General features: G+C 65.5%; 21 protein-coding genes. 7 read left to right on the top strand and 14 right to left on the bottom strand.

What is annotated here, in order from left to right:
* Window positions 1-306 precede the first annotated feature (306 nt).
* The 3 genes from K1Y73_RS02470 to K1Y73_RS02480 are packed head-to-tail and all read left to right on the top strand — an operon-like array spanning window position 307 to window position 1,866.
* Window positions 307-831 (top strand): apolipoprotein A1/A4/E family protein, encoded by a 525-nt coding sequence (locus K1Y73_RS02470; protein WP_225026332.1) that lies wholly within the window; start codon window positions 307-309, stop codon window positions 829-831.
* The gene (locus K1Y73_RS02475) at window positions 828-1,295 is read left to right on the top strand and encodes a phage holin family protein (RefSeq protein WP_225026333.1); all 468 of its coding nucleotides are present in this window, start codon (window positions 828-830) and stop codon (window positions 1,293-1,295) included. The genes K1Y73_RS02470 and K1Y73_RS02475 overlap by 4 nt, the downstream gene beginning before the upstream one ends.
* Window positions 1,270-1,866: a hypothetical protein gene (locus tag K1Y73_RS02480; protein WP_225026334.1), complete on the top strand. Its 597-nt coding sequence runs from the start codon at window positions 1,270-1,272 to the stop codon at window positions 1,864-1,866. Before K1Y73_RS02475 ends, K1Y73_RS02480 begins: the two co-directional genes overlap by 26 nt.
* 198 nt (window positions 1,867-2,064) lie before the next feature.
* Here K1Y73_RS02480 and K1Y73_RS02485 read toward each other — a convergent pair whose 3' ends face one another.
* The 4 genes from K1Y73_RS02485 to K1Y73_RS02500 all read right to left on the bottom strand — a co-directional run bounded on the left by K1Y73_RS02485 (window position 2,065) and on the right by K1Y73_RS02500 (window position 4,876).
* Window positions 2,065-2,262: a CsbD family protein gene (locus K1Y73_RS02485; RefSeq protein WP_225026335.1), complete on the bottom strand. Its 198-nt coding sequence runs from the start codon at window positions 2,260-2,262 to the stop codon at window positions 2,065-2,067.
* 97 nt (window positions 2,263-2,359) lie between these two features.
* Window positions 2,360-4,018 (bottom strand): sensor histidine kinase, encoded by a 1,659-nt coding sequence (locus K1Y73_RS02490; RefSeq protein ID WP_225026382.1) that lies wholly within the window; start codon window positions 4,016-4,018, stop codon window positions 2,360-2,362.
* A 130-nt stretch (window positions 4,019-4,148) separates the two neighbouring features.
* Window positions 4,149-4,733, bottom strand: a complete 585-nt coding sequence (locus K1Y73_RS02495; protein WP_225026336.1) for an RNA polymerase sigma factor — start codon at window positions 4,731-4,733, stop codon at window positions 4,149-4,151.
* On the bottom strand, window positions 4,730-4,876 hold the full coding sequence (locus K1Y73_RS02500; protein ID WP_225026337.1) for a NepR family anti-sigma factor: 147 nt from the start codon (window positions 4,874-4,876) through the stop codon (window positions 4,730-4,732). The genes K1Y73_RS02495 and K1Y73_RS02500 overlap by 4 nt, the downstream gene beginning before the upstream one ends.
* A 193-nt stretch (window positions 4,877-5,069) precedes the next feature.
* Here K1Y73_RS02500 and K1Y73_RS02505 point away from each other — a divergent pair, with 193 nt between their 5' ends.
* Complete coding sequence (locus K1Y73_RS02505; RefSeq protein ID WP_318248213.1) at window positions 5,070-5,846, top strand: response regulator; 777 nt, start codon at window positions 5,070-5,072, stop codon at window positions 5,844-5,846.
* 95 nt (window positions 5,847-5,941) lie between these two features.
* On the opposite strand, the gene K1Y73_RS02510 is transcribed toward K1Y73_RS02505, so the two are convergent.
* From K1Y73_RS02510 to K1Y73_RS02545, 8 genes are all read right to left on the bottom strand, one after another.
* Window positions 5,942-6,628 carry a DUF1523 family protein gene (locus tag K1Y73_RS02510; protein WP_225026339.1) on the bottom strand — a complete coding sequence of 229 codons (687 nt, stop codon included), beginning with the start codon at window positions 6,626-6,628 and terminating at the stop codon, window positions 5,942-5,944.
* Between the two features lie 13 nt (window positions 6,629-6,641).
* A complete protein-coding gene (locus K1Y73_RS02515) occupies window positions 6,642-6,911 on the bottom strand; it encodes a hypothetical protein (RefSeq protein WP_225026340.1) in 270 nt (89 codons plus the stop codon).
* Window positions 6,908-8,314: a DUF6638 family protein gene (locus tag K1Y73_RS02520; RefSeq protein ID WP_225026341.1), complete on the bottom strand. Its 1,407-nt coding sequence runs from the start codon at window positions 8,312-8,314 to the stop codon at window positions 6,908-6,910. Before K1Y73_RS02520 ends, K1Y73_RS02515 begins: the two co-directional genes overlap by 4 nt.
* A gap of 66 nt (window positions 8,315-8,380) precedes the next feature.
* On the bottom strand, window positions 8,381-8,734 hold the full coding sequence (locus tag K1Y73_RS02525) for a hypothetical protein (protein ID WP_225026342.1): 354 nt from the start codon (window positions 8,732-8,734) through the stop codon (window positions 8,381-8,383).
* Between the two features lie 20 nt (window positions 8,735-8,754).
* A complete protein-coding gene (locus tag K1Y73_RS02530) occupies window positions 8,755-9,507 on the bottom strand; it encodes a hypothetical protein (RefSeq protein WP_225026343.1) in 753 nt (250 codons plus the stop codon).
* Complete coding sequence (locus tag K1Y73_RS02535; protein ID WP_225026344.1) at window positions 9,504-11,432, bottom strand: ATP-binding protein; 1,929 nt, start codon at window positions 11,430-11,432, stop codon at window positions 9,504-9,506. Before K1Y73_RS02535 ends, K1Y73_RS02530 begins: the two co-directional genes overlap by 4 nt.
* Before the next feature lie 154 nt (window positions 11,433-11,586).
* The gene (locus tag K1Y73_RS02540; RefSeq protein WP_225026345.1) at window positions 11,587-12,714 is read right to left on the bottom strand and encodes a hypothetical protein; all 1,128 of its coding nucleotides are present in this window, start codon (window positions 12,712-12,714) and stop codon (window positions 11,587-11,589) included.
* A 303-nt stretch (window positions 12,715-13,017) separates the two neighbouring features.
* Window positions 13,018-14,088 carry a coiled-coil domain-containing protein gene (locus tag K1Y73_RS02545; RefSeq protein ID WP_225026346.1) on the bottom strand — a complete coding sequence of 357 codons (1,071 nt, stop codon included), beginning with the start codon at window positions 14,086-14,088 and terminating at the stop codon, window positions 13,018-13,020.
* Window positions 14,089-14,209: 121 nt separating this feature from the next.
* Between K1Y73_RS02545 and K1Y73_RS02550 the strand changes: the two genes are divergently transcribed.
* On the top strand, window positions 14,210-15,490 hold the full coding sequence (locus K1Y73_RS02550; RefSeq protein WP_225026347.1) for an acetylornithine deacetylase/succinyl-diaminopimelate desuccinylase family protein: 1,281 nt from the start codon (window positions 14,210-14,212) through the stop codon (window positions 15,488-15,490).
* A gap of 7 nt (window positions 15,491-15,497) precedes the next feature.
* Here the strand turns inward: K1Y73_RS02550 and ribA are convergent, their stop codons facing one another.
* Complete coding sequence (gene ribA / locus K1Y73_RS02555; RefSeq protein ID WP_225026348.1) at window positions 15,498-16,586, bottom strand: GTP cyclohydrolase II; 1,089 nt, start codon at window positions 16,584-16,586, stop codon at window positions 15,498-15,500.
* A 251-nt stretch (window positions 16,587-16,837) separates the two neighbouring features.
* Here ribA and K1Y73_RS02560 point away from each other — a divergent pair, with 251 nt between their 5' ends.
* The gene (locus K1Y73_RS02560; protein ID WP_225026349.1) at window positions 16,838-17,524 is read left to right on the top strand and encodes a response regulator transcription factor; all 687 of its coding nucleotides are present in this window, start codon (window positions 16,838-16,840) and stop codon (window positions 17,522-17,524) included.
* A 451-nt stretch (window positions 17,525-17,975) separates the two neighbouring features.
* Window positions 17,976-18,764 carry an exodeoxyribonuclease III gene (locus K1Y73_RS02565; RefSeq protein WP_225026350.1) on the top strand — a complete coding sequence of 263 codons (789 nt, stop codon included), beginning with the start codon at window positions 17,976-17,978 and terminating at the stop codon, window positions 18,762-18,764.
* A gap of 18 nt (window positions 18,765-18,782) precedes the next feature.
* Here the strand turns inward: K1Y73_RS02565 and K1Y73_RS02570 are convergent, their stop codons facing one another.
* Complete coding sequence (locus K1Y73_RS02570) at window positions 18,783-19,334, bottom strand: TlpA family protein disulfide reductase (RefSeq protein ID WP_225026351.1); 552 nt, start codon at window positions 19,332-19,334, stop codon at window positions 18,783-18,785.
* Between the last annotated feature and the right edge of the window lie 21 nt (window positions 19,335-19,355).

A 19,355-nucleotide genomic window follows, 5' to 3' on the forward strand; every position in this document is an offset into this window, starting at 1 on the left:
AAGGTTGCAACGGGCGCCGCAGCGCCGGGTCGTTCTGCAGGGACAACGCCGTGCCCCGCCGCCGGTTCCCTGGATCGACAGGCTTCCCGATCGGCCGGTAAAAAAATTGTCCCGGGGCGTCTCGCTCATCGCCGCGCGCGCGGCCCTTGAAGCATCTGCGCGCGCCTGCCCGATCAGATGCCCGATCAGATGCATCGCGCTGGAACTTTCGTCGCAGTTCGGCGTTGACCTGGCAGAACCGGAACGGGCCCCGGTGCCATCGCACAAGGCCCGCATCCCGACCGCCTCATTCACAGGAGAGTTCCGATGAACACGCCCACCACGCTGAAGAGCAAGGCCGATGCCACCATGGATGCCGCGCGCGACACGGCAGACAAGGCGCGTGACACGGTCGAGACCGCCGCCGATCTGGCGACGGACCGCGCCGAAAGCTCGATCGAACAGGCCGGCACCAAGCTGCGCCAGTTCGGCTCGGAAGCGGCCCAACGCGTTTCGGAAACCACCGGCGCCCTGCGCGATGCCGCGGCAAGCCGCATCGACGGCGCCCGCGGCGCTTTGGCCGATGCCGGTGACCGTCTGGCCGGGTCGCTGCGCGAAGCGGCTGACCGTTCGGCCGACCAGCCCTCGCTGCAATCGCGCACGCTGGCGGCGATGTCCGATGGCGCCGCGACGGTTGCAGACACGCTGCGCGACCGCAGCTTTGTCGAGATGGCCGGCGACGTGAAGGCGCTTGCCCGCCGCCACCCCGCCGCCTTCGCGACCGGCGCCGCCGTTCTGGGCTTCATGGTGGCACGGATGGTGCGCGCCAACCGTCGTGGCGCGGAATCGTGACGGCAGACCCGCATCTGCCGCCGCGGGAGCCGTCGATCATGGGCCTTCTGGCCGAGGTGATCGGCGGCTTCACCCGCCTGACCCGGGGAGAGCTTGCTCTTGCCCGGGCCGAGGCGCGCGAGGGGCTGCAGCACAGCCTGCGCGCCGCGATCAGGATCGCGGTCGCGGCGGTGCTGGGGCTGGTTGCGCTGCATGTTCTGGCCGGAGCCGCGGTGGCGGCGCTGGTCGCCCTGGGTCTGGGGCCGGTCTGGTCGGCCCTGGCGGTGGGGCTGGCCCTGCTGTTGCTGGCGGTCATCTTCCTGCAGACCGGGCTGGGCCTCTGGCGCCGGCAGGGGATCCTGCACTGGCCGCGCCGTCGGGCCCAGGCGCTACGCCAGGATCTGGCCGCGGTTGCCGAAGGATTGGGAGCCCGCGATTTCGCGACGGAAGGACTGCGACATGACCCATCACAACGGCCGCATTGACCCGGCCCCGCCTCTGGCCGCCCGCCCGGTCGAAGACCTGGCCGACCGCCCGTCTGACGAGATCGCGGCCCGGGTTGCCCATGACCGGGCGCATCTGGCCGCCAGCATGACGGCGCTGCGCGCCCGGCTGCGGCCTTCGGCCCTGGCCGAAAGCGCCGGGCGGGCCGTGCTTGAAAAGATCGGAGTGCCTGCAACCGAGCGGCCCCGCCCCTCGGTTCATGCCGCGATGGGCGTCGTGCCCCCCGCCGCCCCGGCCGAGCCGCTTGAGCTGCCGGGAGCCGAGATCGTGCGCCGGCATCCGCTGCTGGCGGGTGCGGCGCTGCTGGCCGCCGGGGCTGCCCTGGCCAAGGTGCTGCCGCAGGGTGAAACCGAACGCGGCTTCGTGCGCGACACCGGCGCCGTTGCCGGCAGCCGCCTGCGCCAGGTGGTGATCGACGAAACCATGATCCTGGCCGAAACCGCCCTGGCCGCGGTAGCCACCGGCATCGCCACGGGCCTGGCCGCCGCCGCGGCGGAAACCGACGCCCAATCCGCAGCGCCCGGTGCCCCGCCCGCTCCGCCCTACGCCTGAGCCCGCTTCCCCTGCCCTCCTGCCCCCGGCGGCGACCGATCCCCTCGGTCGCCGCCGGTTTCCATTCGGACATCCCCTGCTGCGCCAAGGCCTTGCGCGCAACGATCGCCTTTCCGCCCAACGAAAAGGCCCGCACCTTGCGGTGCGGGCCCTTGCCTTGCCGAAGCGGCGCTTCGGCGCGGGCAGATGTCAGACGGATCAGAGCCGTTTCAGCCAGTCATCGACCTTGCGTTCGGCATCGGCCTTTTCGTCACCGTACTTCTTCTGGATCAGGCCGATCATCTGATCGCGCTTGCCGGCGACACGATCCCATTCGTCATCGGTGATGTCGCCCCAGGTTTCCCGGGCCTTGCCCTTCAGCTGCGTCCACCGGCCTTCGATCTGGTCCCAGTTCATCGCGCTTCTCCTTTGCAGGTTCAGGTTTCTGTCGCTGAACCAACCCGCAGAAGCGCCTGAGGTTCCGAAGAAATTCCCCGCGCAGGCGATCAGGCGCCTAGGAATCGCGGATCAGGAAGGTCACTTCGGCCACCACCTCGCCCGCATCGCCGGTGATGGTGAACTCGCCGCCCAGCTGGCTGACGAAAGCCCGGATCAGCCGCGCCGCGATCTTCGTGGGCGCATCGAAGCTTTCCCCCGCCAGGATCGCGCGCGCGCTTTCCGGCCCCGAAATCCGCATCCTGGCCGAGCCTTCGTCGCAGCGGTCCAGCGTGACCCGGATCGGCGGATCGTCGGGCCGCGCATCGCTGGACGGGAAGCAGGACAGCACCTCGGCCAGCAAAAGCGCCAGCGGCACGGCCTGTTCGGTGGCCAGAACCAAAGGCCGCAACTCGGCCTCGATCGAGCCGGCCCGGGCGTAGCGTTCGTGAATGGCGCTGACCTTGGCGATCACGTCGGCCATCAGCTCATGCACCGAAATGCGCGATTCCCCGGCAATCCGATACAGGCTGAGGTGAACGGTCGACAGCGACATCACCCGCGCATGCAGGTTTTCCAGGATCCGCCGCGTCGCATCGTCCAGCTGTTCGCGCAGATGCATGCGCAGCACCGAGGCGATCAGCTGCAGGCTGTTGCCGGTGCGGTGATGCACCTCGCGCAGAAGCATGTCCTTCTGGTGAACCAAGTTCTCCAGCTCGGCCTCGTCGCGCAGGATCGTGGCGGTCATGGTACGATAGGCTTCGGCCAGATCCTCGATCTCGGCCGGGGGATTGCTGAGATGCAGGGCATAGCGGCCGCGATTGCCGCGCGCGAAGGCCAGCATCGCCTGCGAGATCATCCGCACATGCCGCGTCACCAGATACTCGGCGGCGAAAACCGCCACCGCCAGCGCGGCCAGCCACATCAGGCCGGGCAGAAGATAGGGCGCGATGTCGGGATCGACCAGGGTTTCCTCGGTGCTGCTGCGCCAGACCCCCAGCAGATAGACATCGCCCGCCAGCGGCACGACCGAGAACAGCCGCCGATTGCCGCTGACAGACTGGCCGGCAAAGCTTTGCACCTGATTGCGGGCCAGATCGGACAGGCCGCGGTCGCGCGGCAATTGCAGCACCGCCTGGTCAAGCCCGGTATCCGCCGTCAGCAGGTTGCCCGCGCCATCGAAGGTGATCAGCGCCACCGGGCGCGACGCGGCCAGATCGGCCGAGGCCTCGTCCGCCTGGCTGACGGCCTCGTGTCGCAGCGACAGCGAGACGATGCCGATCTGCATGCCCAGCGCGTTGAAGACCGGATGGACGATGCCCAGAACCGCCGTTCCCGAGACCGGCCCCTGCGGATTGACCACGATCATCGGCTCGGGCTTTTCGATCAGCCGCTGGAACAGCGGATTGCCGGCGAAATCGAAGCGGCTGCCATCCGAGCCGCAGGTCATCTGCCCCGAAAGCGGCGTATAGGCGACCAGCGCCGCCGCCGGTTCGGTGGCCTTGATCTGGTCCATGATCCGGCGGCAGGCGGCATCGTCGGCGACAAAGGGCTCGATGATCGCGGCCAGGGTGGCGACGCTGGCCTGGCCGCGCTGGATCAGCCGGATCTGCGGCGCGGCGGCGCGCACCGTCGCGCCCATCGCCGCCATTTCCGCATTGCGGCTGACTTCGCGCGTGACCGAGGCCGTCTGCTGCATCGACAGCAGGCCCAGCGGCATCAGCGTGATCACGATCATCACGGCAAGACGCCGTCCGACACCCCAGTGCCTGACCGCCGAAGCCGCTGACGCGGCGTCGTTCGCTGTCTCGCCTTCACTCATCGGATCAAGCCGTCCGGCACCCTCCGCCTGTTCTGCCTGGCCCCGTTCACGCAGCCGAGGGAACGGAACGGCTCATCACGGCCGCGGTCGCCCCATCGGTTCCCGAGAACAAATCTTCGCCATCGGCCAGATGCATCAATTCCGCCAGGCGCTTGCGTGCCCGGTTGGCGCGGCTTTTCACCGTTCCCACCGCGACACCCATCATGCCCGCCGCCTCTTCGCAGGAATAGCCCGAGGCGCCGACCAGGATCAACACTTCGCGATGTTCGGGCGACAGCACATCGAAGGCGCGCTGGAAATCGCCGAAGGCAAGGCGCCCGTCATGGGCCGGCGCCGAGACCATGGTCGCGGCATAGCTGCCATCGCTGTCGGCCACTTCGCGCCGCGTCTTGCGCAGCGAGGAATAGAAGGTGTTGCGCAGGATCGTGAACAGCCAGGCTTCCAGATTGGTCGCGGGATCGAACTTTTCGATGTTCGACCAGGCCTTCAGAATGGTTTCCTGCACAAGGTCATCGGCCTGCGAGCCATTGCGGCACAGGCTGATTGCAAAGGCACGCAGGCTGGGCAGATGGCCGGCCAGCCGGTCGCGAGGGGATCGGGTGTCGGTCGTCCGCTCGGCCACTGCGGTCATTTGCTGTCATCCTTGATGGGATCGCCCTGACGCTGGTCCTGAGCCTGCAGCTGTGCCAGCAGATCCCGGAACCGATCCGGAACGTCCTCGGAAAGCGCGGCCTGATAGACCCGCTTCAGATTCTCGTCGATCTGCGCCTTCATCTGGGCGTTCACGGCGCCGCCTGGCGCGCCTTTGATCGGTCTTGAGTGCTGCATTTTTTTCGTCACCTTACGATCCTATGGGAACCGAACGCGGCTCTTGGCGTTTGGTTCCGTGGAAACAGGGAAATGAGAGGTTTTTTTCATGTCAACTTCGGAAGGCCAGACCCAGGGGGGTTCGGGGGGTGTTTCGGGGATGGTGGCTTCACAGCTTCCCTATCTGCGCCGCTATGCGCGGGCGCTGACCGGAAGCCAGGGCTCGGGCGACCGCTATGCCGTTGCCACGCTGGAAGCCGTGCTGGCCGACCCTTCGGCCATCGCCGGGGCAAGTGATCCGCGCGTGGCGCTGTTTCGGGTGTTCCATTCCGTCTGGGGCAGTTCCGGTGCGCCGGTGGCCGAGGCGGAAGACCGGCTTGCCGCCCGCGCACAGGCGCATCTGGCGACGCTGACCCCGAATTCGCGCGAAGCCCTGCTGCTGCATTCGATCGAAGGCTTCAGCCTGGCGCAGATCGGGGAAATCATCGACACCGACGAGGCCGAGGCCGGCGAATTGGTCAACCATGCGCTGCGCGAGATGGAAGCCTCCGTCGCGGGCCGCGTTCTGGTGATCGAGGATGAGGCGATCATCGCCATGGACATCTCGGGCATCGTCGAGGGGATGGGCCACAAGGTCACCGGCATCGCGCGCACCCATGCCGGCGCGGTGGAACTGGCCGCGCGCGACAAGCCCGACCTGATCCTGGCCGATATCCAGCTGGCCGACAACTCCTCGGGCATCGAGGCGGTGAACGAGATCCTCGGCCAGTTCGACGATATTCCGGTGATCTTCGTCACCGCCTTCCCCGAACGGCTGTTGACCGGCGACCGGCCCGAACCGGCCTTCCTGATCAACAAGCCCTATACCGAGGAACAGGTCCGCTCGGCCGTGAGCCAGGCGATGTTCTTCGCCTCGACCGAAACGCTGGCGGCCTGAGGCCACTTCAGGGTTTTCGTGACGAGTGATCGGCCCGGCCTGTCCCCCAGACGGCCGGGCCGACTTTTATCCGCGGTCCTGCCGGGCCAACCCGCCTATCGGCGCGGCTTGGCCTTCCAGGTGTCAAGCCAGGCGGTGAACCGCCCCCATCTGCCGCGGGCGCGGGCGCGGGCCACGCTGCCTTCGGCCTCGACCCGGTCCCAGGCCTGTTCGGCCCGGTCGATCGCCGGATCCAGCGCGCGTTCGCGGAACTGCAGCCAGATCCGCCGGATCATGAACACCACGAAGGCCAGCATCGCGAGGATCACGATGTTCAGCCAGGGGATCAGCGTCACATCCGGCCCCGCGACCGGGGTGATCTTCACCGCATTCGGGAAGATCGAGATCATCGGGATGCGCCAGCCGTAATGGGTGACCGCAACCCAGGTCGGGTTGGCCTTGTCGGTCTTGTAATTGGTGGCCTCGGCCTGCAGGTTCGAGCTGTCCCATTTGAAATAGGGCGGCCAGATCCAGCCGGTATCCTCGTTGCGGTAAACCATCACCGATTTGCCATCGGGATAGACCGCCTCGATGAAGCGGATGTCGCGGGTGGTCGAGGTGGTCTCGACCCCGGTGCCGCTGTCTTCCATCGAGTAGAACATCCAGTTCGACCCGATCGGCGTCAGCTTGTTATAGGTGTTGATGATCTGCACCACGTCGCGCTGCGGCAGGGTGTAATGCAGGAACAGCCCCACGATCAGCAGCAACAGCAGCCGCAGGCTCCATTTGATCTTGGTCCACATCGGTGCGGCGCCCCTAATTCCAGTTCACGACGTAGATGGTGGCCAGGAAGGCCAGCATCGGCAGGATGTAGATAAGCCACAGAAGCCGGCGTTTCAGCCCCTTCTCATAATCCTTCATCCCCTTTTCGATCCAGCCCTCGCGGTCGCCCTCTAACCCCTCGGACACCCAGCGCTTTTCCAGCTTCTCGCGCCGGACCGAGCGGGAATAGATCGCCGCGATGAAATAGACCACGGTCAGCCCGACCAGGGCGAACAGTCCAAGCCTGAGCCAGCCCAGGATCATCTGCGCCCCCCAGCCTCGCCCCAGGGGCCTGCCACGGCGCCCCGCGCCCCCGCGCCCGCCCCGCCCCAGGGCCCGGCCACCGGGCGCGCGGGTTTCGGGCCGGCCTTCATCTCGGGCCGCATCAACTCGTCCATCCGCGGCTCGGGCCCGAACAGCGCCTCGCGCGCGCCTTCCCGGTCGACCTGATATTCGCGGGCCAGGAAATCCGCGACATAGGCCTGCTTGCGCGGCGACCAGGTCGCATAGGCTTCGTAGAAGCGCTCCTTGTGGACGATGAACATCTGCCGCACATCCATCGGCGCCAGTTCCGACAGAAGCATGTTCACCAGATCGCGGTCGCGCCCCGGCCGGGCCCGCAAGGTGTAGAAATAGGCCGGATGCGCGCTGGAGATCTTCGGCCAGGCGCCGGCGCCTTCCACCCAGCGCAGCATGGCGGCCAGGCCCTGGAATTCCTCGGGCAGCGCCGATCCCAGACGATAGGCCACCTTGCGCAATTCGGTGCGCCGCCCGTCGCCCACCTCGATCCCCAGCTGGTCGGCGGCGTCGAGCAGGATGAAATCCATCTTCTGCCGCAGGATCGCCCCGGCATCGGCGCCGCGCGCCTGCACGATGGGTTCGACCAGCTGATTGCGCTCCAGCCAGTCGGCAATGTGGTTGCGATGGCTGAAATCCATCACCTGCGGGATCGGCAGCTTGCCCAGGGTCCCCACCGGCTGCCGCGCAATCGCCGCCGGAAACTTCACGTCACGGAACACATAGATGCCGCCGAACAGGCTGGTCCACAGGTTCGCCGCCTCGAATGTCATCGTGGGCAGGCTGATCGGCACCCGCGTCACATCGCCGGTGCGCTTCGCCAGCCCGATCATCTCGGCAATCAGCGCCTCGTCCCGCCAGCCATCGGGTTCGCGCCGGAACCTGTCGATCAGCCCGGCCAGCTTGCCCGCATCCGCCACATGCCCGCCGATCGTATCGGCCTCGACCGTGACCTGGCGGTAGTCGAACAGCTGCGCCGGCGTGTCGACCGCATAGACCGAGCCTTGCAATTCCCCCGCCACCGCGTCGCGCGCGGTCAGCGCGAACAGCTGCGCCTCGTTCTTCTCGATAAACTGGGTCAGGATACTGCGTGAGGTCGAGAAGCGGATGTTCAGCAGCGGCGCCTCTTTCTGCTGGGTGGACAGCAGGATGAACTGCCGGTTGGCGCCGTTCGGGTTCAGGTAATAGTCATCTCCGAACTCATCGCCGATCTCGGGCGAATAGCCCGACAGGTCGATGTGGAAATCGGTCAGCGTGGTTTCCTTGCCGATCAGATGCTTCAGCGCGCGGTTGTAGCGGGTGACAAGCTGGGGCGAGGACACCTCGATGAGGTTCCCGAACATCAGCCCCTTCTCGATCAGCCGCTTCATGCCGCCCCCTTTGTCCTGGCCCATATCTGGCCCCGAATCCGATGCAGATGCCAGCAGAATACGCCCCTACCGCCCATCCCCGCGCCCCATCGCCAACCCCTTGCGCCGTTCAATCCCCTGCGCCCGGACGAGCCACACCAACGCAAGCAAGGGCCCCCAGAACATCGCGAACCAGACGGAGCGTGCCAGAAATTCCCCCACGCGTGAGGCTTCCGGCACAGAGCCCTGCAACCGCCACCCCTCGAACGCCAGCCACAGCGCCCCCGCCGCAAGGGCTGCCAGCGCGGTGAAGGCAATGGCCCCCGCCAACCGGGCCTGTGAGAGCGACCCGCTCATCAGGGCCCAGGGCAGCAGGAGGACCAGGGCCATGAGCAGGCCGAGGGGGAGAAGGGTGTTTTGGAACGTGATGGCCTCGGGCATCAAGTAGGCACCGCTTTCGATCAACAATAGAAGAGCGGAAGGTAGTCCACTCCACTTTTGGCCACGAGCCTGCCCGGAGCGCGCAAAACTTCTTCCTCAAGCAGCTTCCCACGAACATGTGGGAAGATAAATTCCTCAAATACATCAGCATGCATTTTCTTGAGAAGCGAAATCACCCCCATAGTCCACTCGACCCAATCACCATGATCCTGCTCGCTGACAATGGCGTGCTTTGCTCCGAGTTCTGCTTTTTGAAGGGCCGTTTCGAAAACGACTTGCTCTCCTATTGGGTAGAATGCGTTTCCATCCGTCCCACCAAGATATATGTTGCAGTCTATATGCCCTCCACCAAAACGTGTCGCAGCTACCGCGCTCCGGAAATCGAGATGAAACGCCATCTTGTTGCGGATGCGCTCGGAAATATCCCTTCCCTTCCTAGGCGAAAGCTCCTCGAAAACCTTGCTTTGGTTTGCGCAAACTTTCCGCACATCCGGATCCTTCGCCCGCTGCGACCCGCTCTTTATGAATTGCCCCGCTTCAAAGCACTTTCCAGATATTACTCGAATGAGAGAATTGCTTTGAATTCTCGCCGCAAGTTCTAGTGCGGGTTGATCAGGGAATATCTCAAAAGACATCAGAGCCAGTCTTTGGAAGACATTTAGCTCGCTGACAACGTAGCTAAGCGTTATATAGAGAGCCTTTTTCTCAATCGCAACCTTGTCAATATCCGCCCATGACAACGGCAGCATCGAAATATTAATTGCGTCGCTCACCCCTTCCCCTCCAGATACCGCCGCTTCGCCTCTTCCGCCCGCTGCATGTCCCGCACCATCGCGGAAATCGCCGCCTCGTCCGACTTGTCGGCATAGCGGAATTCGCTGTCGGCGTAGCGGTTGATCTCCTGGATCACCATCTCGACCGTGATCGGGCTCATCAGCCCTTTGATCATCGAAAGCTTCTCGTCATAGGGCTTGAACAGGAACAGGTCGGGGTTTTCCATCCATGCGTCGGGCAATTCGAAATCCATCGCCCGGACCTTGACCGCATCGGTGATGTTCTTGATCGCACGCCCGGTGAACCGCGCATCGGCCTCTTGGATCGCCTTCAGATAGGCGCCGATCTTGGCCAGACTATCCAGCCGCCCCGTCTCGGCCTCGACCCGCTGCCACACTTTCACCAGCCCTTCTTCATGCGGGCGGGAATGGCCTTCGAAACTGGCGGCAACGGCCTTCTTGATTTCCTGCGCGGCGAAAAGCTGGTGGTCGCCCAAGGGGATCTGGTGGTTCTTGCCCAGAAGCAGCGCCAGAATGTCGATGTAATCGTCCTTGGTCTGCGGCCCATCCACCAGGAACCGCGCGCCGGCCCGCTGGCGCAGGGCGTCGTCGACATTCTCGGGGTAGTTGGAAAACATCCCAAAGGTGCAATTGCCGCGCACCACCGTGCCCGCCCCGGCGAAGGCGCCCATGAACACCGCCGTCACCTCTTGCTGGCCGGCCGAAGACTGCCGGTCGCCGCGCTTGCCCGCCACCTGGTCGATATCGTCGATCGTGCCGAAACCGATCACGCCAGGGTCCACAACCGCGTCGATGAAGGCCTTGGCGTTCTGGCCCGACTTGCCCTGATAGCTGTCGATCTGGTCGATACTGAAATTCCGGTACAGGAACGGATAGCCCGCCACCTTGCAGTAATCGTTCAGCAAGCCGGCCATCATCTGGATCAGCGTGGTCTTGCCGGTGCCCGGCGCGCCATCGCCCATGAAGGTGAAGATGAAGCCACCCAGTTCGGCGAACGGGTTCAACCGGCGCTCGAAATCATAGGCCATCAGCATCTTGGCCAGCTTCATCGACTGGTACTTGGCGATGTGGTTGCCCACCACCTCATGCGGGGACTTGAAGGCCATGGTCAGCGCGCCGCCCTTGGCCGCCCGCGCCGGGGTGAAGCCGGAAATCGTCAGCCCCTCGGCCTCGACCTTCCAGCTGGCGGTCTTGAACGGCCCGACCCGGGCCGCGGCATCGGCCCGCAGGGCGACCTTCTTCATCAGCGCCTCGCAGAAGGCCATGACCGTGGCCACCAGCCGGCCCTCATCCGCGGCGAAGGTGGCGATGTCCTGGTCCAACTCCCACAAGGCGCCCTGCAGGGCCAGGGGCGGATTGTCGGTCAACACCTCCTCGACCTCGCCGATCTCGACCGTGACGGATCCCATGTGCCCGGCCAGAAGATAGGCCGTCGCATTGGCAAAGGTGAACAGCACCGCCAGCGCCTCGGCCGCCAGCAATTCGGTGAATTCGGCGCGCCGCCCCTCGGGCAACCGCCCCTCAAGATTGGCCTTTTTCAGCTCGGCCAGCCCCGATTGCGCCGACAGCTGCTCGCCCAGCGCCAGCGCAATCGCCAGCCCGCGCCGCAACCCGCCCAGGACCGAGGCCTGCAGCGGCGAGACCAGCCCGTCCCCCAGCCCCTCGACCCGCTCGGCCAGGCGCACACCGCCCGGCCGCGCCGTCGACCGCGCCGCCATGCCCACGACGGTTGACCGGAACCGCGGCCGCGCGCCGATGCCGGGCGAGCGTTCCACCCCTGGCTCGGGCGCCGTCGCGGTGGCCAGCCGCGGCGCATGGTCGAACCCGGTCAGCAACCCCAGTGCGGCGTCATACTGCGCCCGGATCGCCTCTTCCTTCAATTCCATCGTGTCGCGCGTGTTCATCGAACCCTCCAGCCGGTCGCCCGGCACAAACCTTCGCCTCCGGCGGGGATATTTTCACAGAGAGGAAGGCCGAACCCGATCTTGCCGGCTGCCTTCCTCTCTGCCCAAATATCCCGGGGTCCGGGGCAGCGCGCCCCGGGGCTTTCCACCCATGTCAGCGGGCGGGAATAAGCCGACCCCCCGCCCCCACCACGAATTTCCGGATCCCCCGCAGCCCGGCCGGGTCCTGCTCCACCAGCACCTGATAGGGCCGTTCGGGCAGGATGATCATCCGCTCCAATGTCGTCGTCCCGGTATCCGCGCCGGTCAGCGGGTCCAGCTTGTAGACCTGCCGCGTGCGCGACGAGAACCAGCCGTCCTTCACCGCCTCTTCCCGGTCCGAGACCAGATCCTCGACCGTCCAGACCAGGGCCCAGTCCTGCCCCTCGGGCGCGCGGGCATCTTCCAGCACTTTCGAGATCGGGCCGGATTGCAGGGTGAAACTGGCCGAATACATCGGACCCAGGGTGATCCGTCGCAGGCGTTTGGGGTGCAACCCCTCGAAATCCTGGTCAAAGCCGGTGGCGATGGTCAGCAGTTTCAGCCCGCCCAGCGACTGGGCCAGCAGCTTCTGCTGCACGGGGGGCCAACGGTAATCGTCATTCGGCAGGGGCTTCTTGCCGGAATCCTCGACATCCATCAGATAGACGACCGGCAGGTTGACCTGGGCGTCCCAGACCGCCCAATGCACCAGATAGCGCCGCCGGTCGCCCACCTGCGCAATCCATTGCGCATCCGGGTCATTCCTGGCCCAGAAGATGCCGCCCGCCTTCAGCGCCTCGAAATACAGCCGTTGCGACAGGGCGTATTGCAGGCCTGCGGGCAGTTTCAACTCGCCCACGATGGTGCGGATCATCCGGTCCTTCAGTTCCGCTTCCGAGGCCATCCCGGCCAGATGCTTGTCGGCCTGCGCCGCGTCCAGCGCCATGACCATCAATTCCTGCGCGACCGGAAAGCCCGATTCATGCCGGTCGATGGTCAGCCGCGGCGCGCCCTCGGCCCGGCCGGTCATGAGGTATTTGTGGTTCAAGGCCCGGAAGGTGCCGATCACCCCGGCCAGATAGCTGCCCAGCACCCGCGCCTCGCTGCGGCTGAGCGCGCCTTCGCCCTCGATCTCGGCCGCGACGCGGCCCAGATAGGAACCGATCTCGGCGAATTTGGCGAAATATCGCCGGGCCAGCTCGGGCTCGTAAAGCTCGGCATGATCCGACGTAAGTTGCTCCTTGACCGAATTGTCAGACATCAGTCAGCGCTCGGGGGGGTGACGTACCAGCACTCATCGGTTGTTTCGGCAGATGATGCATAGAGTGTGCGTCGGCAGAGCAACCGCCGCGCTTCTGTTTCAGAATGCCACGAAGTTTGCAGGTACGGCCTTTCCGTCTTGGAGTAGACATAGGCATAGAGGCCCTGCTTCCAGCCAAATTTCTCGGCTGTCTGAGAAGTCAAAACATCCGGTGCCTTTTCCCGCTTTGCAGGTTCGGCTGCGGCGCAGCTGCAGGTCGACAGGAACGCGGCAGTCACTGCGAGGGCTCGCCGACCTCGCATTTCATTCCCCATAGGCGTTCTTGTCATGCTTCTCGACGATCTGGGCAAAGCGGCGGGCGAAGCGTTCATCCGCCTTGGCCTTGTCTTCCAGGATCTTGCGGGCAAAGACCATGTGCCCCTCATGCGCTTCCAGCATGTCGGCCATCTTGGCATTGGTGGCCGCACCGATCCCGGCCATGGCGGCCTGCGCCTCCTGGTCGGTCTTCACCCCGATCTCGTTGATCCGGTGCGCGACATCCTGCTGCTGGGCCGTCTTCAAGCTGCTGCTCAGCGCGTCATACAGCACCACCCGCTGCTTGGTGTCGGTCTGCAGCTTGTTGATCAGCACCAGCTGGGTCGCGGCCTGATTGGTCAGGCTGTCAACCCAGGTCTTGCCCTTTTCGATATAGCGCTCCAGCGTCTGGCTGCGCGCCAGCTTCACCTGTTCATCCTGCACCAGCGCATTGTGCTTGGCATTCAGGGTAGCCAGTTCCGTCTCAAGCTTCGTCCGCGCCGCGGCATCCATCTCGACCGAGATCTTGTTCTCCAACTCGATCAGCTGGGGGTCCATCGCGGCAATCTCCTTGCGCACCGCTTCCAGCGCCTCGACCGTCGCCTCGCGGTCGGACAAGGTGCCCGAAAGGTTCGCCTCGACCCGCGATTTCTGCACGTTCAGCATTTCCAGCTGGCCCTGCAGCAGCTTCACGATCACATCCGATTTCGAGATCAGATCCTGCAGCTTGTCGTCGATGCTGGCATCGCGCAGCCGTTCCTGCCGCATCGATTCCGCTTTCGCGCCCGAGAAGATGCCGACGAAGCTTTCCCAGCCGGTCTTCGTCCGCATCTCGTCGAAATCCTTGGAGAAGGCGGCGGTCACATCGTCAAGCCCCATGATCAGCTCGGCGATATTGGCGTTCATCACTTCGGTATGCTTGTGCACATCTTCCAGCGTGGCGTTTTCCACATCCAGCGTCACGCCTTCATCCGCCCGCAGCCGGGCCGCCTCGATCGTCGCGGTGATCGAGGAAATCTTTGCCTGCGCCGCCTGGACCTGCTTTTGGCTTTCCAGAATCTGTGCCTCGAAATCGGCCATCGCGCCCTCCTGAGCTGCGGGGTCACCCCTAAATCGCATCTTGATGTAATATCGGGTTACATCCGTTCCAGTGGGGAATTCTGATTGCCTGCGCCCCCTTGCGCAAGGCAGAATCGGGATCATGGACGATGCCCCCCTGCTTGCCGAAATCGCCCGGCGGCGCGATGCGCTGGTCGGGCTGACCCAGGATCTGATCCGCATTCCCACCGTGAACCCGTCGGGCCGCGACTATCGGCGCATCTGCGACTATCTGGCCGAACGGCTGCTGGCCCAGGGCTGGGACGTGCAGCTGATCCGCGCAACCGGCGCGCCCGGCGATTGCGAGGCTTTTCCGCGCTGGAACATGGTGGCACGGTTTCAGAACGGACCCGGGCCCTGCCTGCATTTCAACGGCCATCACGATGTGGTCGAACCCGGCCAGGGCTGGAGCCGCGATCCGTTCGGCGCCCAGATCGAGGGCGACCGGATCTATGGCCGCGGCGCCTGCGACATGAAGGGCGGCCTCGCCGCCGCCGTGATCGCGGCCGAGGCCTTTCTGGCCACCTGCCCCGATTTCCGCGGCGCGGTGGAAATCTCGGCCACCGCCGATGAGGAATCGGGCGGCTATGGCGGCGTGGCCTATCTGGCCGAGCAGGGGTTTTTCGCGCCCGACCGGGTCAGCCATGTCATCATCCCCGAACCCCTGCACAAGGACCGGATCTGCCTGGGCCATCGCGGCGTCTGGTGGGCCGAGGTGGAAACCAAGGGCCGCATCGCCCATGGCTCGATGCCCTTTCTGGGCGATTCCGCGATCCGGCATATGGGGGCGGTGCTGGAAGAGATCGAGGCGCGGCTTTACCCGCTGCTGGCCAGCCGGGTGACCGCGATGCCGGTGGTGCCGGAAGGCGCGCGGCACTCGACGCTGAACATCAACTCGATCCATGGCGGCCAGGTCGAGCCGCAGCCGGGCGACACCTCGCTGCCCGCGCCCTGCGTCGCCGACAGCTGCCGGATCGTGCTGGACCGCCGCTTCCTGATCGAAGAGGGCCTGGGCCAGGTGAAATCGGAAATCCGCAGCCTGCTGGACGGGATCGCCGCCCGGCGGGCGGATTTCCGCTATGAGATCCGCGATCTGTTCGAGGTCGAGCCGGTGATGACCGATCGCGAGGCGCCAGTGGCTGCCGCGACCGCGCGGGCGATCGCCCGGGTTCTGGCCCGACACCCGCAATTCGTGGCCTCGCCCGGAACCTATGATCAGAAGCATATCGACCGGATCGGGCGGCTGAAGAACTGCATCGCCTATGGGCCGGGCCTGCTGCATCTGGCGCATCAGCCCGACGAATGGGTGGGGATCGGCGACATGATGGACAGCGCCCGGGTCATGGCGCTGGTGCTGGCCGACCTGCTGGCGCCGGCCCGGTAGGCCCCGGCTACAGAAGATGCCCCGATTTCGCGGCCTTGACCGCCAGATAGGCGGCATTCTCGGCCGTCCGGCCCACTTTCAGCGGCACCCGCTCCACCACCTGCAAACCGCAGCTTTCCAGCATCGCCACCTTGCGCGGGTTGTTGGTCAGAAGCCGGACCGAGGTGAAGCCCAACCGGCGCAGCAACTCGGCGCCGATGCGGAAATCGCGCTCGTCATCTTCAAAGCCCAGCCGGTGATTGGCCTCGACCGTGTCGAACCCCTGATCCTGCAGGCTATAGGCGCGCATCTTGTTGGCCAGGCCGATGCCGCGGCCTTCCTGGTTCAGATACAACAGCACGCCCGCGCCTTCCTCGCCCATCTGTGCCAGGGCGGCATGCAGCTGCGGGCCGCAATCGCATTTCAGACTGCCCAGCACATCGCCGGTGAAACAGGCCGAATGCAGCCGCGCCAGCACCGGCCGGGCCCGGTCGGGACTGCCCACCTCGATCGCATAATGCTCGTCCCCGCCATCGTCGGGGCGGAAGATATGCACCCGGCCCTGCCCCGCCAGCGCCATGGGCAGGCGGGCGGCCACCACCTCGTCCAGGGGCGACAGGCGCGCCAGTTCCGGGGCGATCTCGTCCAGCGTCAGCAGGGTCAACCCATGGCTTGCCGCCTGGGCCAGCGGCGCGTCGATGCGCACCAGAACCGCCGCCGGCAAAAGCCGTGCCGATTTCGCCAGGGCCAGAGCGGCGCGATGCAGCGCCGGGCTGCCGTCGCGGATCGGGCGCAGGGGGCCCTTCAGCGGCACGCGCAGATCATCGGCCGGATCGGCCAGCGCGGTCAGCCAGTCGACGCCCACGCCCCCCGGCACCGCCGCCCGCAACAGATCGCCGTCATAGGGCGGGGTCTTCAGCGTCTCGGCCCGCCGCGCCGTCACCGCCAGCTCCACCGGACCCAGCGCCCGCAGCGCCGCCAGCCGCTCGGGCGCCAACGCCTCGACCGCCACGGCCAGCACGCCACCGCCCTCGCCCGCCAACACGACCGGCACGCCCATGCGCAGGTCGCCCCGCGCCCGCGCCAGCCGTTCCACGATGCTCAGACCCAATCCCAATGCGCACCTCTCGCTTTCCCATCTAAGCCCTTCCGTCCCGACAGGGAACCGGGCTGGCCTTCCTCTCTGTACAAATATCCCGGGGGGGGCCGCAGGCGGGGGGCAGCGCCCCCCTTCTGCCGCCGCCGATGACAGAGCTGAAACAAACCCCCTCGCCCCGACACGAGCCTGTGAGAAGCCTGTCGCAAATCTTGCGCGCTTCGTGAACGGGGCGCATCTCCAGCCCAGGACCGAAACCTGGAGGCCCGAAGATGGCTCAGCTGCGCAAGATCCTGCTCGTGGACGATGACGACGACCTGCGCGAGGCGCTGTCGGAACAATTGGTGATGACCGAAGATTTCGATGTCTTCGAAGCGCGCACCGGCGCCGAGGGAATGGAAAAGGCCAAGGCCGCGATCTACGATCTGGTGATCCTGGATGTCGGCCTGCCCGACACCGACGGGCGCGAATTGTGCCGGCGGATGCGGAAATCGGGGGTCAAATGCCCGATCATGATCCTGACCGGCCATGACACCGATGCCGATACGATCCTTGGCCTTGATTCGGGCGCCAATGACTATGTCACCAAGCCCTTCAAGTTCCCGGTGCTGCTGGCCCGCATCCGCGCCCAGCTGCGCACCCATGAACAATCGGAAGACGCGGTCTTCCAGCTTGGCCCCTATACGTTCCGCCCCGCCCAGAAACTGCTGCTGGACGAGAAGGAAAAGAAGATCCGCCTGACGGAAAAAGAGACCAACATCCTGAAATTCCTGTATCGCGCCCAGACCGGCGTGGTGGCGCGGGATGTGCTGCTGCATGAGGTCTGGGGCTATAATGCCGGCGTGACCACCCATACGCTGGAAACCCATATCTACCGCCTGCGCCAGAAGATCGAGCCCGATCCTTCCAATGCGCGGCTGCTGGTGACCGAAAGCGGCGGTTACAGACTTGTTGCCTGACCGTCAGAGTTCTGCTGGATTCACCGGCTATTAACCGCTTGCGACGACACTGTGGGCAGGTTGCTCAGCCGTCCTTTCTTTGCCATCCCCTTGCCGTGTCGGGGTCATGACACGGCTCCTCCCTGTTGGACTGGCCGGGCCTCGTGCCCGGCCGTTTTTTTTCGCGGTGCGCAAGGGGGCGGCGCGAATAATCAATCAAGGGTTGTGGCATAAAATCATCGCTGCATCAGAATTGCGCAGGCCCCTCTGCTGTGACCGCCAATCCATGTTATCTTTTCCGGACCTCCCTGTTGGACTAGCCCGGGTCGTGCGCCGTAATTCGTGCGCCCCCGGGCTTTCTTTTGCGCAGGCCACGGCGCCGCGCCCCAACACGGCCGCATCCGGGGCTTCCCTTTTGCCGCCTGCCTGCCTAGGGTCGCGGCCCCGACCGCCCTTGCCAAGGCCCCTGCTCATGCCCTTCACCCTTGCCACCTGGAACATCAACTCGGTCCGCCTGCGCGAGCCGATCGTGCAGAAGCTGCTGGCCGAGGAAGCGCCCGACATCCTGTGCCTGCAAGAGATCAAGACCCCGGTCGACAAGTTCCCGACCGAAGGCTTCGCGGCGCTGGGCTATCGCTACATGGTGGCGCGCGGGCAGAAGGGCTATAACGGCGTCGCGATCCTGTCGAAACTGCCGATCGAAGACGCGGGCGACCGCGATTATGCCAAGCTTGGCCATGCCCGCCATGTGGCGGCGCGGCTGGAAAACGGCGTGACGATCCACAATTTCTATGTGCCGGCCGGCGGCGACATTCCCGACCGCGAGGCCAATATCAAGTTCGGCCAGAAGCTGGATTTCCTGACCGAGATGCGCGACGCCTTCCATGCCGATGCGCCGCAGAAGGCGATTCTGGTGGGCGATCTGAACATCGCCCCGCGGGAAGATGACGTCTGGTCGCACAAGCAGCTGCTGAAGATCGTCAGCCATACCCCGATCGAGGTTGACCACCTTGGCGCCGCGCAGGACGCGGGCCGGTGGGTCGACATCACGCGCCAGGACATCCCTTCGGGGCTTCTCTATAGCTGGTGGAGCTATCGCGCCGCCGATTGGGATGCGGCCGACAAGGGCCGGCGGCTGGACCATATCTGGGCCACGCCCGACATTTCCAACGCCGCCCATGGCAGCCGCATCCTGCGCGCGGCCCGCGGCTGGACCCAGCCTTCCGACCACGCGCCGGTCTTCGCAAGCTTCGATCTGTAAGGCCCCGCGGCGCGCGGCTCAGCCGGCCTCCATCAGCGCGGTCAGCACGGCGCGGGCATCGTCGGAATTCCAGTCGGCATCGCCGATCAGCCGGCCGACCTCCTGGCCCTCGGGGTTCAGGATCACCGTCACCGGCAGGCCGGCAATGCCCATCTGGCGCGACAGTTTCGATTTCGGATCGCGCAGCACCGGCAGCGATTTCACCCCGGTCTCGTCATAGAAGCGCTGGATCGCCGCCGGATCGTTGCGGCCCGTCGCCACCGGCACCACGGCAATCTCGGGCATGGCCTGCTGCAACGCGTCAAGCGAGGGCATCTCGGCCCGGCAGGGCGCGCACCATGTGGCCCAGAAATTCACCACCACCCATTTGCCGCGATAGGCATCCAGACTGGCCGGCGCATCGTCCAGCGTCACCAGATCGGCCTGCGGCAGGTCGACAGGTTCGCTGAGCGTCAGCTTCTTCATGTCGCCTTCCAGCAGCGCCGAGGCATCCTGCGCCAGCGCCGCCGTCGCCCCCGCGTTTGCAGCCAGCGCCAAGGCCGTATAAAGCACCACATCAAGCAGACGCACGGCATTCTCCATCCGACAGGC

The sequence above is a fragment of the Xinfangfangia pollutisoli genome (assembly GCF_020179405.1).
Taxonomy (GTDB): Bacteria; Pseudomonadota; Alphaproteobacteria; order Rhodobacterales; family Rhodobacteraceae; genus Pseudogemmobacter; species Pseudogemmobacter pollutisoli.